At 68.3% G+C, this 14,265-nt stretch carries 10 protein-coding genes; 2 read left to right on the top strand and 8 right to left on the bottom strand.

Annotated features, from left to right (window positions below; genetic code table 11):
• Positions 1-51 precede the first annotated feature (51 nt).
• The 8 genes from KIH07_RS24425 to mdeB all read right to left on the bottom strand — a co-directional run bounded on the left by KIH07_RS24425 (position 52) and on the right by mdeB (position 12,956).
• Entirely contained in the window at positions 52-888 is an 837-nt protein-coding gene (locus tag KIH07_RS24425; protein WP_226494439.1) for an alpha/beta fold hydrolase, read from the bottom strand.
• A 36-nt stretch (positions 889-924) separates the two neighbouring features.
• A complete protein-coding gene (locus KIH07_RS24420; RefSeq protein WP_226494438.1) occupies positions 925-3,372 on the bottom strand; it encodes an efflux RND transporter permease subunit in 2,448 nt (815 codons plus the stop codon).
• A 10-nt stretch (positions 3,373-3,382) separates the two neighbouring features.
• Positions 3,383-4,444, bottom strand: a complete 1,062-nt coding sequence (locus tag KIH07_RS24415) for a WD40/YVTN/BNR-like repeat-containing protein (RefSeq protein WP_226494437.1) — start codon at positions 4,442-4,444, stop codon at positions 3,383-3,385.
• Positions 4,445-4,551: 107 nt separating this feature from the next.
• On the bottom strand, positions 4,552-5,910 hold the full coding sequence (locus tag KIH07_RS24410; protein ID WP_226494436.1) for a DUF1329 domain-containing protein: 1,359 nt from the start codon (positions 5,908-5,910) through the stop codon (positions 4,552-4,554).
• A 19-nt stretch (positions 5,911-5,929) separates the two neighbouring features.
• Positions 5,930-7,618 carry a DUF1302 domain-containing protein gene (locus KIH07_RS24405; RefSeq protein ID WP_226494435.1) on the bottom strand — a complete coding sequence of 563 codons (1,689 nt, stop codon included), beginning with the start codon at positions 7,616-7,618 and terminating at the stop codon, positions 5,930-5,932.
• A gap of 72 nt (positions 7,619-7,690) precedes the next feature.
• Positions 7,691-8,458 (bottom strand): coniferyl-alcohol dehydrogenase, encoded by a 768-nt coding sequence (locus KIH07_RS24400; protein ID WP_226494434.1) that lies wholly within the window; start codon positions 8,456-8,458, stop codon positions 7,691-7,693.
• A 32-nt stretch (positions 8,459-8,490) separates the two neighbouring features.
• Positions 8,491-9,966 (bottom strand): benzaldehyde dehydrogenase, encoded by a 1,476-nt coding sequence (locus KIH07_RS24395; protein WP_226494433.1) that lies wholly within the window; start codon positions 9,964-9,966, stop codon positions 8,491-8,493.
• A gap of 365 nt (positions 9,967-10,331) precedes the next feature.
• Positions 10,332-12,956 (bottom strand): alpha-ketoglutarate dehydrogenase, encoded by a 2,625-nt coding sequence (gene mdeB / locus KIH07_RS24390; protein ID WP_226494432.1) that lies wholly within the window; start codon positions 12,954-12,956, stop codon positions 10,332-10,334.
• A gap of 103 nt (positions 12,957-13,059) precedes the next feature.
• Between mdeB and KIH07_RS24385 the strand changes: the two genes are divergently transcribed.
• Positions 13,060-13,527 carry an Lrp/AsnC family transcriptional regulator gene (locus KIH07_RS24385; protein ID WP_226494431.1) on the top strand — a complete coding sequence of 156 codons (468 nt, stop codon included), beginning with the start codon at positions 13,060-13,062 and terminating at the stop codon, positions 13,525-13,527.
• Between the two features lie 59 nt (positions 13,528-13,586).
• Positions 13,587-14,204 (top strand): YdeI/OmpD-associated family protein, encoded by a 618-nt coding sequence (locus KIH07_RS24380; protein ID WP_226494430.1) that lies wholly within the window; start codon positions 13,587-13,589, stop codon positions 14,202-14,204.
• The last annotated feature ends 61 nt before the right edge of the window (positions 14,205-14,265 follow it).

Genomic DNA, 14,265 nt, shown 5'->3' with positions numbered 1-14,265 from the left:
TCGGGGTGGGGCGCTGCCTTGCAGCTGGGGCCCGAGGGCCGTGGTTTGCCGTCAAACGCAGGCGCTCGCCAAGCGGCTCAGCGAACGATTGAATTCGGTCGGCTTCTCCAGCTGGGGGGTGTGTCCGCAGTCTTCCAGCACCAGGAGCGTCGAACCGGGCGTGACGGCGTGGGCGGCAACGGAGTGCTGCAGAGGCACCACCGTGTCGTGTTTTCCGTGCACGAACAGCACGGGCACCTGGACCGCTCTCAACACGCCCAGCGTGCGCGAGACGCCTTGTGTGTTCTGCCCACCCAGATCGGACATGCGGCGCAGCGTGGCCAGGAAAGCCTTGACGCCGCCGGGCTTGTGGACGTTGCGGGTGATGGCTTCACGGATGGGGGCGGTGGCCACGCCACGGTTGTGAAAAATGGCCTGGATCTGGCGCTCCACCGCCGTCGGGCCGGGCTTGTTCATCAGCTCGCCGAGCACCGGCAGCGTCATGATCCGGAAGGGCGCGAACACGTCGCGCCCGAGGGTGGCGGCGTTGGCCAGTGCCAGGCCGGCCACCCGGTCCGGGGCGAGACCGGCCATGCGCACCGAGACGGCCGCGCCGAGCGAGTTGCCCGCGAGCACCACGCGCTGGATGTCCAGGGCGTCCAGGAACTGCCACGCAAAGCGCGCGAACTTGTCGGGGTCGTAGGGCTGCTCGCCCATGCCGGACAGGCCGTGACCCGGCATGTCCCAGGCGATCAGGCGGTGGGCCTGAAGGTCTTCGCTGAATTGCGAACCCCACAGCTCCAGCGAGCCCCCGATGCCGTGGGTCAGGAGGATGGGCATGCCTGGACCACCGCTGTCGCGGTAGCGGATGGACACGCCCTGGACGTCGATGCTGGCTTCAAGGTTCATGGGGTGAACTTTCAGAGATGGGGTGGGTGGAGCCGTTCAGGTGCCTTGGCCGGCCGCCGTGACGAGGGAGGGCGCGCTGGCGTTCGCGGGGTTTTCGGCGGGGTCGTTGCGGGGCACGGCGGGCAACAGGAAGTGCGCCAGCGCGGGCAGCAGCACCAGCGCGCCCACCATGTTCCAGACGAACATGAAGGCCAGCAGGATGCCCATGTCGGCCTGGAACTTGATGGGCGAGAAGGCCCAGGTGCCCACGGCCAGCGCCAGCGTGACGCCGGTGAGCATCACCACGCGGCCGGTGAACTGCAGCGCGTGGGTGTAGGCCTCGGCCAGGCTGGCGCCCGCGCGCAGGCGGGTGAGCGTGACGCTGAGCACGTAGAGCGCGTAGTCCACACCGATGCCCACGCCCAGCGCGATCACCGGCAGCGTGGCCACCTTCACGCCCATGCCCAAGCCCACCATCAGCGCTTCGCACAGGATGGAGGTGAGCATGAGCGGCAGCACCGCCACGATCACCGCGCGCCAGGAGCGGAAGGTGATCCAGCACAGCAGCACCACCGCGGCATAGACCCACAGCAGCATCTCGCGCATGGCCTGCTTCACCACGATGTTGGTCGCTGCGTCGATGCCGGCGCTGCCGGCGGCGAGCTTGAATGTCAGCTCGGGCGAGTCGTGCTCGGCCTTGAAGCGCTCCACCTCGGCCACCACGCGCTCCAGGGTTTCGGCCTTGTGGTCCTTCAGGTAGACGTAGAGCGCCAGGAACGAGCAGCTCTGGTTGAACAGCTCGCGCGGCGCGCGGGTCTGCACACCGCCCAGGGCGCTTTCGTTGGGCAGCAGCTCGAACCACTTCAGGTGCCCTTCGTTGTAGCCCACCATGGCCAGCTTGGACAGCGTGGCCATGGAGTTGGTGGACTCCACGCCGGGCAGTTGCTCCAGCCGCCAGGCCAGCGCGTCCAGCGTGGACAGCGCCGGGTAGCTGGTGCAACGGTCGGGTGGCGTGGTGGCCATCACGGTCAGGATGTCGGTGCTGGCCGCGTAGTGCGAGATCAGGTAGGCGCTGTCCTGGTTGTAGCGCGAGTCCGGGCGCAACTCGGGCGCGCCCGGGTCGAGGTCGCCGATGGACAGGTGCAGGCTCACCGCGAAGCCCGCCACCGCCAGCAGCGCGCCCGTGGCCACCGCGAGGGTGGCGGCGGGCCGCTGGGTGAAGCGGGTCAGGCCCGACCACAGGCGCGACTTCTGCAGGGCCTGCGCCGAGTCCGCGCGCAGGCTGCGCTCGGCCGCCTTGGGGCTCACGCCCACATAGGACAGCAGGATGGGCAGCAGCAAGAGGTTGGTGACGATCAGCATCGCCACGCCGATGCTGGCGATCAGCGCCAGGTCCTGGATCACCTTGATCTGGATGATGAACAGCACCGCGAAGCCCACGGCGTCGCACAGCAGGGCGGTCAGCCCGGCCACGAACAGGCGCCGGAAGGTGTAGCGCGCGGCCACCACGCGGTGCGTGCCGCGCCCGATGTCCTGCATGATGCCGTTCATCTTCTGCGCGCCATGGCTCATGCCGATGGCGAACACCAGGAAGGGCACCAGCACCGAATACGGGTCGAGCTCGAAGCCCAGCAGGGCGAGCAGACCGAACTGCCACACCACCGCCACCAGCGAACACGCCACCACCAGCGCCGTGCTGCGCCGGCAGCGCGTGTAGCCGTACAGCAGGGCGGTGGTGATGAGCAGCGCCAGCAGGAAGAACAGCAGCACCTGCTGCAGGCCTTCGATCAGGTCGCCCACCACCTTGGCAAAGCCGATCACGCGGACCTGCAGCGTGTCGCTGTCGTAGCGCGCGCGCAGCGCCTCGATCTGGCGCGAGAGCTCGCCGTAGTCCAGCGCCTGGCCGGTCTCGGGGTTGCGGTCGAGCAGGGGCACGAAGACGATGCTGGACTTGAAGTCGCCGGCCACCAACTGGCCGATCTCGCCCGAGCGCTCCACGTTGGCGCGCAGCTCGGCCAGGCTTTGCGGCGAGCCGTCGAAGGCGTCGGGGATCACCGGTCCGCCGTCCAGGCCCTCTTCGGTCACGGCCACCCAGCGCGTGTTGGAGGTCCAGAGCGACTTCATGAACGGGCGGTCCACCCCGGGCAACAGGAAGATCTCGTCGTTGAGCTTCTGCAGCGTCTCCAGGTACTGCCGGTCGAAGATCGTGCCCTCCTTGGCCTGTACCACCAGGCGCAGCGCGTTGGTCTGCCCGGCCAGGTCGCCCTTGTGCGCCAGGTAGTTGGCGATGTAGGGGTGGCCGGTGGGAATGGTCTTCTCGAAGCTGGCGTTGAGCTGCAGCCGCGTGGCCTGCCAGCCCAGCACCAGGGTGATCAACAGGCTCAGCAGCAGCACCCAGGGCCGGTGGTTGAAGAAGGCGCGTTCGATGACGGTGCCCGATGCCGGGTCAAAGTCCTCCAGCCGCGTGACGACGGGCTGGGCGTCGAGGGGGGAATCGTGGTTCATGGGAACGGGTTCACTCGGTGGGCAAAGAGGTCAGGCGGCGCATGCCGCGCAGGCTGGCCAGGACCAGGGCGCCGTCGGCGGCCAGGGCGGCACCGGCGATGGGCACGGCTTCGCGCACCGGCAGGCGGCGCAGGGCAGCGGCGTCGGGCGGTGCGATCAGCACCTCGCCGATCTGGCTGACCAGCACGAAACCGCCGTTGGGCAGCACGGCGCTGGCGCCCAGCGTGGCGCCGGTCTGGCTCTCCAACCGCTCCCAGCGCGCCGCGTCGGGGCCGGCGCGGTAGACCGAGCCGCGCAGGCCGTGGGCGACCAGGTGGCCCCCCGGGGTCTGCAGCAGCCCGAGGAAGCTGCCCTTGTAGGGCGAGGGCAGGGCCGAGAAGCTGGCGCCGCCATCGAGCGAGCGCATCAGCAGGCCCTGCTCGCCGGCCACGACCAGTTGCCCGGCCGTGGCGCGCAGGCCGTAGAGGTGCAGGCCCTGCGGGTTGGCCGCCCGCGCCGAGAGCGGTAGCCAGTGCTGGCCACCGTCCACCGTGGCGAACAGCAGGCCGTAGGCGCCGGCGGCGAAGCCGCGCCGCGTGTCGATGAAGCTCAGGTCGAAGAAGGGTTTGTCCGGGCCTTCGTCCACCAGGGTCTGGGCATCGGCCAGGGCCGCGGCGTCGCCCGAGGCGCGCGCGGCCTCGGCCACGCTGGCGGCGGCGGCGATGCCGTCGAGCTGCTTGCGCCAGGTCTGGCCGCCGTCGTCGCTGTGCAGGATGGTGCCCAGGTGGCCGGCGGCCCAGCCGTGGCGCTCATCGGCGAAGGCCACGCAGGTCAGCGTCACCTGTACCGGCACGGCCGCCTGCTGCCAGTGTTGGCCGTGGTCGTCCGACAGCAGCACCGTGCCGCGCTCGCCCACGGCCACCAGGCGGGCGCCGGCCCGCGTGACCGCGAGCATCGCAGCGCCCAGGGCCTTGGGGGTGATCAGGGCCGGGCGCGAGAGCACCGCGGGGGCCGACGCGGCGACCGCACCCAGCGGCAGCAGCCCGGCCACCGCGCCACCGGCCAACCCCACCAGCGCCGATCTCCGCGACACGCCAGAGCGCGCACCCGCTACCAGGGCCACCGCGGAACCGGCTTCGCCGGGCCGCTGGTGGCGCCCCCCTGGGGGGGAGGCGCCGAAGGCGCTTCGGGGGGGAGTCATCACCGTCCACCCTCGCTGGACAGCGACTCGGGGCTGAAGAAGGCGCGCGGGATCGGCTCCTTCACTTCGTACTGCTTGGGCAGTTCGTTGGACGCCATGTTCAGGTAGTAGGCGCCGGTCTGCATGTCATAGCCGCCCCAGAGCACGAAGCTGGTCACGGCCGGGATGTCCGGCGCGGTGAGCATCAGCGAGTAGTTGGTGCGCCAGAGCTGGCCCTTGGCGTCCCAGCCGTCGAACAGCACGATCTGCCACGAGTCTTCGTCGATGTAGTACTTGCGCTTGGGCACCACGTGGCGTTTGCCCGCGGCCAGCGTGGCCTCCACTTCCCACACCCGGTGCAGCTCCCAGCGCACCTGGGCCGGGTTGAGCGTGCCCGGGGTCACCAGATCGTCCACCTTGGCGGCGGCGGCGCGGTTGTTGTTGTAGGGGATGTAGATCTCCTTCTTGCCGACCAGCTTCAGATCGTGTTTGTCGATCGGGCCGAACAGGTTGAAGGCTTCGTCGAACAGGCCGATGCCGGAGGTCACGGAGTCGGGCGTGTCGTAGGCCACCGAGGGGGCCTTGCGCACGCGGCGCTGGCCCACCAGGTACTGCCACAGGCCGCGCGGTGCCGAAGCGTTGATGCCTTCGTGCGCCAGGATCGCTTCACCCGCCTTGGAGCCCGGGGCATTGGCCACGAACTTGCCGAAGCTGTAGAAGCCGTCGAACTTGTCCACGCTGCCGGCCTTGTCGTAGAAGGCCTGGTTGATGGTCTGCACACCGCCCGAGGCCATGTTGCGTTTGCCGTCGGCCGTCACCACCCAGACCCGCACCGGCATGGTGTAGTTGCCGCCGCGCCAGGCCAGGCGGTGGTTCCAGATCGCTTCGTAGCCGTCCTTGGGGATCGGGAACGGAATGCCGCCGTAGGCGCCTTCCACGCCATGGCCCGCGTCCACGGTCTTGGCGCGGGTCGCGTTCTGGAAGGTGTTGTCGTAGACGAACTGCGGCATGGCGGCGCTGCGCCGAGTGGGGTAGACGTCGATGCGGAAGTCGGGGTGCTTCTTCATCAGCGCCTGCACGCCGTCGGTGAGCTTGTCGGCGTGTTCGGCCATGTTCTTCGCGCTGATCGACAGCAGGGGCTTGTCGGCGGCGAAGGGGTCGGGGCGCACGTCGCCGTTGCGGTAGGCCGCGGGCGCCTTGCTCAGGCCGCCGTCCCAGGCGGGGATGGTGCCGGCCTTGTTGCCGACTTTCTCAGCGCCCACCGGCGTCAGCGTGGACTTGAGCTTGGCGGCTTCTTCCGCCGTCACGGCGGCCAGTGCGGGCAGGGAGGCGGCCAGCAGCGCGGCCAGCAGCCAGGGGTGTTTTGCGTTGTGGTTCATGGTGTTTCTCGGGTGTGGGTCAGAAGGTGCGGGAGACGTTGAAGGACAGGTAGTTGCGGTCTTTCAGGGTCTGGCCAAAGGACAGCATCCGCGTGGGGGTGCGCGGGTCGGCCACGGTGAAGGTGTTTTCCTTGCCGAAGAAGGCCGTGTAGTTCAGGCCGACGTTCCAGGCGTTCTGGTACTTGGCCTTGATGCCCACGCTGACGTCGCCCGCCTTGCTGGCGCCGCCGGCGAAGTTGAAGATGGCCGAAGAGCGGCCGCCGAAGTTGTAGCCCAGGCCGATCGGGATCGACAGGTCCAGACCCGGCAGCACCTGGAAGTACTGCGGCTCGAAGATCATGCGAAACGCCATGGCGCTGCGGGTGGTGTTGGGGTCCAGACCGCCAAAGCCCACGGCGCTCGGGTTCTTGTCCACGCTCATGAGCCGGTTCCAGGCCAGTTCGGCCACCAGGGCGCCGCCGTCCCACAGGCTGGACTTGTTCAGCACGTAGATGCCCGAGAGGTTCAGGTGCGCGGTCTTGCCGGTGGCGTAGCAGGGGTTGCCGGCGGAGCCGTCGCAGTCCACCGGCGGCATGAAGGGCGCGCCGCCGAGCACGGCGGGGTCGTTGGCCAGCGGCGCGTCGGTGCGCACCGAGCCTTCGAGCGCCCAGTTGAGCTGGCCGATGGAGGACGTGACGCTGGCGCCCACGGTCTTGATGCCGGTGGCATAGACCTTGTGCGCGTTGCCGTTGACCAGATCGAACACCGGCACGGCGGGCGTCTTTTCGTGGTAGCGCGCGGCGTAGAAACCAAACTCGTAGTCGCTGCCCGAGGGCGACCAGCGCAGCTGCCCGCCGAACTGCCCGCTGTCGGGGGGGAGCTGGTCCTTGCTGTTGTCGGTCACCAGCACCGGCGGCAGCGGCGGGCCGAAGAACACCTGGCCACCCCCGATGTAGTCCTGGTTCGAGAAGTAGCTGCCCGCGCCCGGGATCTTGCTGGGGCGCCACTTGAGCTGGTAGTAGCCGCCCAGCGTCACGCCTTCGGCCACCTGCAGGCTGCCCGAGACCTGCTCCACCGGCAGCAGCACTTCCTTGAACTGCCAGTTGGGCACCGAGACGACCTTGGCCACGTCCACCGGGCCCTGGGCATTGGCGATGCCGTTCTGGCCGAAGAACAGGCTCTCGCCGTACTGCAGCGCGTGTTTGCCGACGCGGACCGAGCCGGGCATGTCGCCCACCGAACCCTTGGCGTAGACGAAGGCGTCCAGCACCTCGCCGCCACGGCCGTGCTGGCTGCGCGTGGCCGGGATGAAGGCGTTGGCCGCCTGGCCTGGCTGGTTGCTCACGCCCAGCGTGCCGTCGTTGTCGTTGGCGCTCAGGTATTTCGAGTCGTACCAGGCCGCGTGGCTCAGGCGCAGGCCCCAGTTGCCGCGCTTGTAGTCGAATTCGGTCAGCAGATCGAGGCGGTTGGAGACCACGCCTTTGCCGAAGTTGAGGTCGCCGTCGTTCTCGTTGGTCACGCCACCGTCGCCGCGTGCCGCCGGCGAGGTGAGCAGCGCCGAGGGGTCCTTGAGCCGGTAGGCCAGGCTGTATTTGGGCGTGAAGTCCAGGCGGATCTGGGTGTCGGGGTCGTTCGACGCCAGCTCCATCGCGAAGGCGGGCAGCGCGCAGGCCAGGCTGCAGGCCAGGGCCAGCGCATGGCGCCGGTGGTGGGTGAAGGTTCTTTTCATGCTGTCTCCTCGTTGTGGTTGGGGGGATGGGTCGGGGGCGTGGCGTGGACGCCTCCTGGTTTTTCTAGGGGATCAGATGTAGGTGGAGGCCAGGCCGCCATCGACCGGCAGGTTGATGCCGCTGACCCAGCGCGAGGCGTCGCTGCACAGGAAGGCGATCACCGGGGCCACCTCGTCGCTGAAGGCGGGGCGCTTCATGCGGTGCGCGTCTTTCTCCACGCGCTCGTTGCCCAGCATCTGCACGAAGTCGCCCAGGATGGGCGTGAACACCGGGCCGGGGGCCACGCAGTTCATGCGGATGCCGCGCTCCAGAAACTGCTTCTGCGACTGGGTGTAGGTCCAGACGATCAGCGCTTCCTTGAAGTACTGGTAGCAGGTGGCTTGCGGCACCGGGTGTTTCGCGAGCCAGGCGGCGCCGGCCTCGAAGCTGGTGGTGGCGCCCAGTTCGCGGTGCGGTTCCAGCCGGGCCGGCCATTCGGCGCCCAGGATGGAGGCGATGTTCACCACCGAGCCGCCTTCGCCCATGCGCTCCATCACACGCTGCGTGAAGTGGCGCAGGCCCAGGTAGTTGACCCTGCCCACGAGTTCGGCGGGCGCCGTGCCGGGCACACCGGCGATGTTGGCCAGCGCGTCGATGTGCGTGGGCAACTGGGCCATGGCCGCGTCGATGGCGGCGGGGTCGCCGAGGTCGATCTTCACGAAGCCGTCCAGCGTGAGCATGGGGTCGTTGCGGTCCACGCCGATCACGCGCGCGCCCTGCAGGCGGGCGAGCTTGGCGAAGTCCGAACCGATGCCCGAGCCGCAGCCGGTGACGACGATGGTTTTGTTGGCGAGTTGCATGGGTCTTGTCTCCTGTTGTTGGGGGGGCGGGGTCAGAACGGAAACGGCGGCGGTGCGTCCTTGACGGTGATCCACTGCCACTGCGTGTACTCGTCGATGTCGGCCGGGCCGCCCACGCTGCCGCCGTTGCCACCGATGCCGGGGCCGCCAAACGGGTTGGTGCACTCGTCGCAGACGGTCTGGTCGTTGATGTGCACCATGCCCGCACGCAGGCGCTGGCCGATGGCCATGGCGCGGCTGATCGAGGGGCTGATCACCGCGGCGGCCAGGCCACCCTGGCTGGTGTTGGCCAGTTGCACGGCCTCGTCGTCGGTGCTGAAGGTGATCAGGTTGACCACCGGGCCGAAGGGCTCCTCGTCGAACGAGCGGATGCCGGGCTTCACGCCCGAGAGCACGGTGGGCTTGTAGCAAAGGCCCTCGTAGGTGCCGCCGGCTTCGAGCACGGCGCCCTGCTTGACGCTGTCCTTGATCACGTCGTCGAAGTGCTTCAACTGCTTGGCGTCGATCATCGGGCCCAGGGCCACCTGGCCGCTGGCGCCGTCGCCCACCGGCAGGTGCGTGGCCTTGCCGACCATGCGCGCCTTGAAGCCTTCGGCGATGGACTCGTGCACCAGGATGCGGTTGGAGGCCATGCAGATCTGGCCCTGGTGGAACCAGGCGCCGAAGGCGGCGGCGCTGGCGGCGGCGTCCAGGTCGGCGTCTTCCAGCACGATCAGGTTGTTGGCGCCGCCCAGCTCCAGCGACACCTTCTTCAGGTGTTCACCGGCCAGCGCGCCGATGCGCCGGCCCACGGTGGGCGAGCCGGTGAAGGCGATCATGGGCACGCGCGGGTCGACCACCAGCGCTTCGCCCGCTTCGGCGTCGCCCGGCAACACCTGCAGCAGGCCCTGGGGCAGGCCGGCTTCTTCGAACACGCGGGCGATGATGAAACCGCCGCTCACGGGGGTGCGCGTGTCGGGCTTGAGCACCACGGCGTTGCCCAGCGCCAGCGCCGGGGCCACCGCGCGCAGGCTCAGGATCAGCGGGAAGTTGAACGGCGAGATCACGCCCACTACGCCGTGCGGCACACGCCGCGCGAAGGACAAGCGACCGGCCGCGCTGGGCAACACCTGGCCCTGCGCCTGCATGGGCAGGCCGGCGGCGAGGTGGCACAGCGTGATGGACTCGTTCACCTCGTGCTGGCCCTTGGGCAGGATGCCCCCGGTTTCGCGGGCCACGGTCAGGGCCAGCTCGGCGAAATGCTGCTGGAACAGCGCGGCGGCGCGGTGGAACACGGCCGAGCGTTCGCGCGGGCCCATGGCGGGCCAGGCGGGCTGCGCCGCTTGCGCACGGCCGATGGCGGCGCGCATGTCGGCCGCGCTGGCGATGCCCACCTGTGAGAGCACCTGGCCGGTGGCCGGCTCCTTCACGTCGCGCACGTTGGCGAGCGTGGTGGACCATGTGCCGTCAAAGGCTTTGCCCGACGTGAGGCGGCTGTCGAGCCAGACCGGATTTTCGGAAACACCCATTGTTTTGCTCCTGTTGATCGTTCATGCGCACCACACGGTGGCTGCAACAGGTTTCGCAACGGACGTACCAGCGCGCGCCGCGGCACGGCGCCTGGAAGCCTCAGGAGGGCCGTTCCTCAGAGGCAAAGATCGGGAGTTTCCCTAGTGTGAAAAAGAGGCCGCCGGTCGGCCTGCCAGCACCCGGAAAACTGATGAAGCCTGCAGATGTTTCATGTTCGGGGTTCATCAAATGGTGAATTGTTTGATGAAGCTCTTCTTGCATGAAGTCCTGAGGTGAACAGCAGGTTTCATTCGCGGCACCTCGCGCGCCAAGGCGTGCGTGGGCAGGCCGCAGCGCTTGGGCGAGACCGAGAACCCGATGACGCTCAGGCCGCGCCGGACCGGCAGGCCCCCAGCGCCGCTGCCGCGATGCTGGCGGCATCGACGCGGAAGTACGAGCGCAGGGCTGCGCGCGTGTCGCTGCGGCCAAAGCCGTCGGTGCCCAGGGTGAGATAGCGCCGGCCTTCGGGGACGAAGGCGCGCACGCTCTCGGGCACGGCGCGCACGTAGTCGGTGGCGGCCACGATGGGGCCGGCGCTGTTGGCGAGCAGGCGCGTCACGTAGGCATCGGTCTGGTTGGCATGGGTGGCAGGGTCGGCGTCGGGGGCTTCCTGCGCCACACCGTCGCGCGCCAGCTCGCTCCAGCTGGTGATGCTGAACACGTCCACCCCCACGCCTTGTTCGGCCAGTTGCTGCGCGGCCTGGACCACCTCGGTGAGGATGGCGCCCGAGCCCAGCAGGGTGACCCGCTGCCCGCCCTGCGGCCCGTAGCTGCCGAAGTGGTAGCCACCCTTCAGCACGCCCTCGGCCGCACCCTCGGGCAGGTCGGGGTTGGCGTAGTTCTCGTTCATGAGCGTGACGTAATAAAACACGTCCTTCTGCTCGACCAGCATCTCGCGCATGCCGGCGTCGACGATCACGGCCAGCTCGCCGGCGAACGCCGGGTCGTAGGCCTTGCAGTTGGGGATGGTGGCCGCCACCAGGTGGCTGCTGCCGTCCTGGTGCTGCAGGCCTTCACCGCCGAGCGTGGTGCGGCCCGAGGTGGCGCCGAGCAGGAAGCCGCGTGAGCGCTGGTCGGCAGCGGCCCAGATCGCGTCGCCCACGCGCTGGAAGCCGAACATGGAGTAATAGATGTAGAACGGCAACATGGCCAGGCCGTGCACGCTGTAGCTGGTGGCCGCCGCCGTCCAGCTGGCCAGCGCGCCGGCCTCGCTGATGCCTTCTTCCAGAATCTGCCCTTCCAGCGCTTCGCGGTAGCTCAGCACCGAGCCGATGTCTTCCGGCGCGTAGCGCTGGCCCACGCTGCTGTAGATGCCCACTTGTTTGAACAGGTTGGCCATGCCAAAGGTGCGCGCCTCGTCGGCCACGATGGGCACGATGCGGGGCCCAAGCGCCGGGTCTTTCAGCAGCGTGCCCAGCATGCGCACAAAGGCCATGGTGGTGCTCATCTCCTTGCCGTCGGCCTTCAGCGCAAAGCTGGCGTAGGCGTCCATGGCGGGCACCGGCACCACGTCGCATGCCGTCTCGCGCCGTGGCATGGCGCCACCGAGCGCCGCGCGGTGCTCGCGCAGGTAGCGCATCTCGGCGCTGTCGTCGGCGGGTTTGAAGAAGGCCAGGCCCTTGGCCTGCTCATCGGTCAGCGGCAGGTTGAAGCGGTTGCGGAATTCGATCAGGTCGCCTTCGTCGAACTTCTTCTGGCTGTGCGTGGTCATCTTGCCCTGGCCGGCCGCGCCCATGCCGTAGCCCTTCTTGGTCTGCGCCAGGATCACGGTGGGCTGGCCGGTGTGGGCCGCTGCGGCCGCGTACGCCGCGTGGATCTTCACCAGGTCGTGGCCGCCGCGCTTCAGGCGGTCGATCTGCTCGTCGGTCATGCCCTGGGCCAGCGCCGCGAGCTCGGGGTTCTGGCCGAAGAAGTTGTCGCGGTTGAAGCGGCCGTCCTTGGCGGCGAAGGTCTGCATCTGGCCGTCCACCGTGTTGGCGAAGGCGCGCACCAGGGCGCCGGTGGTGTCGCGCGCGAAGAGGCCGTCCCAGTCGCTGCCCCAGACGAGTTTGATCACGTTCCAGCCCGCGCCGGCAAACAGCTTTTCCAGCTCGTCGATGATGCGGCCGTTGCCACGCACCGGGCCGTCCAGCCGCTGCAGGTTGCAGTTGACCACCCAGACCAGGTTGTCCAGCTTCTCGCGCGCGGCCAGCGTGAGCGCGCTCATGCTCTCGGGCTCGTCCATCTCGCCGTCGCCGAACACGCCCCACACTTTGCGGCCTTCGCAGTTCAACAACTGCCGGTGCGTGAGGTAGCGCATGAAGCGCGCGTGGTAGATCGAGCTGATGGGGCCGATGCCCATGGAGCCGGTGGGGAACTGCCAGAAGTCCGGCATCAACCAGGGGTGCGGGTAGCTGGAAAGGCCGCGCGCGCCGCTCGCCGGCGCGGTGATCTCCTGGCGGTAGTGCAACAGGTCGGCTTCGCTCAGGCGGCCTTCGAGGAAGGCGCGCGCGTAGACGCCGGGTGCGCTGTGCGGCTGGAAGAACACCAGGTCGCCCTCGCGGCCGGCTTTGAAGAAATGGTTGAAGCCGGTCTCGAACAGGTCGGCCGCGCTGGCGTAGCTGGCGATGTGGCCGCCGAGTTCGCCATACGCCTGGTTGGCGCGCACCACCATGGCCAGCGCGTTCCAGCGCATCAGCGAAGCCAGGCGCTCTTCCACCGCGAGGTCGCCGGGGAAGGCCGGCTGGTCTTCGACCGCGATGGTGTTGATGTAGGGCGTGTTCAGCTCGGGCTGCCAGCCGATGCGCTGGCCCCGTGCCAGCCGCGCCATCTCGTCGAGCATGAAGCGTGCGCGCTCGGGCCCTTGTGAGGCCAGCAACGCGGTCAACGCTTCGCGCCACTCCGCTGTTTCGGAGGGGTCGGTATCGCTTTCCGGGGTGTTGAGATAACGGGCTTGGCGGGTGTCAGTCATGAATTACTGTAAGGGTTTGTTGACCACATGTGCTTTTGAAGTGGTGCCGCATTCTGGTGGAAAACAGCATAAACTGCTTCAAAAATTCATATTGAAGGTGTTTATGACTTTGGATGCAATTGATATCCGCATATTGTCCGAGCTGCAGGAAGACGGATCGCTCAGCAACGTGGAGCTGGCGCGGCGGGTGAACCTTTCGCCATCGCCCTGCCTGGTGCGGGTGAAGGCGCTGGAAAACGAAGGCGTGATCGAGCGCTATGTGGCCTTGGCCGATCCCAAGGCATTGGGGCTGGGGCTCAACGTGTTCATCTCGGTCAGCCTGAAAGAGCAGTCCAAGGCCGCGCTGGCCGAGTTCGAGCGCCGCATCGCCGAGCACGACGAGGTGATGGAGTGCTACCTGATGTCGGGCGACAGCGACTACCTGCTGCGCGTGGCCGTGGCCGACATCGGGGCGCTGGAGCGCTTCATCCTGGAGCAGCTCTCGCCGATTCCCGGGCTGGAAAAGATCCGCTCCAGCTTCGCACTCAAGCAGGTGCGCTACAAGACCGCGCTGCCGCTGCATGCGGTCTGAGCCACAACCCCCAAAGGTCTGCTTCATGGCGCTGCCTCTCCTGCGGCACACTCCATGCGATGCCCGCCGCCAAATCCGCCATCCAACCCGACTCCGCCCCGACCTTGTTCAAGAGCGCCAAGGCTTTCGAGACCTGGCTGAAGAAGAATCACGCCACCTCCGACGGCCTCTGGCTGAAGATTGCCAAGCGGGGCGCCGATGAACCCAGCGTCACCTACCCCGAGGCGGTGGAGATCGCCCTCTGTTGGGGCTGGATCGACGGCCAGAAGAAGGGCCTCGATGACCAGCACTTTCTCCAGCGCTTCACGCCGCGGCGCGCGCGCAGCATCTGGTCGAAGATCAACGTCGACAAGGTCGCGGCGCTCATCGAGGCGGGCCGCATGCAGGCGCCGGGCCACGCGCAGATCGAGGCTGCCAAGGCCGACGGACGCTGGGCGAAGGCCTACGACGGAGCGCGCACATCCGAGGTGCCGGATGATCTGTTGGCGGCGCTGGAAGCCGAGCCGAGGGCCAAGGCATTCTTCGCAACGATCAACGCGGCCAATCGGTACGCGGTACTTTGGCGCATACAGACGGCCGTGAAGGCCGAGACCCGCGCCCGGCGCATCGCCCAGCTGGTGGAGATGCTGGCGCGCGGCGAGACCATCCACATCTTCAAGCCCAGTGCCAAGGCATGACCGCGAGGTTCACGCGTTTTCAGGTCGAAGCCGGGCAGGCCATGTCGATTTGGTTGCCTGT

The sequence above is a fragment of the Hydrogenophaga taeniospiralis genome (assembly GCF_020510445.1).
Taxonomy (GTDB): Bacteria; Pseudomonadota; Gammaproteobacteria; order Burkholderiales; family Burkholderiaceae_C; genus Hydrogenophaga.
The sequence above is the reverse complement of the archived record's forward strand: the minus strand, read 5'-3'. Positions and strand labels throughout refer to the sequence as shown.

What these genes read in the sequence shown, in the direction of transcription:
- KIH07_RS24425 (WP_226494439.1), bottom strand. Translation starts at nt 888, where the DNA reads ATGAACCTTGAAGCCAGCATCGACGTCCAGGGCGTGTCCATCCGCTAC.
- KIH07_RS24420 (WP_226494438.1), bottom strand. Translation starts at nt 3,372, where the DNA reads ATGAACCACGATTCCCCCCTCGACGCCCAGCCCGTCGTCACGCGGCTG.
- KIH07_RS24410 (WP_226494436.1), bottom strand. Translation starts at nt 5,910, where the DNA reads ATGAACCACAACGCAAAACACCCCTGGCTGCTGGCCGCGCTGCTGGCC.
- KIH07_RS24405 (WP_226494435.1), bottom strand. Translation starts at nt 7,618, where the DNA reads ATGAAAAGAACCTTCACCCACCACCGGCGCCATGCGCTGGCCCTGGCC.
- KIH07_RS24400 (WP_226494434.1), bottom strand. Translation starts at nt 8,458, where the DNA reads ATGCAACTCGCCAACAAAACCATCGTCGTCACCGGCTGCGGCTCGGGC.
- KIH07_RS24395 (WP_226494433.1), bottom strand. Translation starts at nt 9,966, where the DNA reads ATGGGTGTTTCCGAAAATCCGGTCTGGCTCGACAGCCGCCTCACGTCG.
- mdeB (WP_226494432.1), bottom strand. Translation starts at nt 12,956, where the DNA reads ATGACTGACACCCGCCAAGCCCGTTATCTCAACACCCCGGAAAGCGAT.
- KIH07_RS24385 (WP_226494431.1), top strand. Translation starts at nt 13,060, where the DNA reads ATGACTTTGGATGCAATTGATATCCGCATATTGTCCGAGCTGCAGGAA.
- KIH07_RS24380 (WP_226494430.1), top strand. Translation starts at nt 13,587, where the DNA reads ATGCCCGCCGCCAAATCCGCCATCCAACCCGACTCCGCCCCGACCTTG.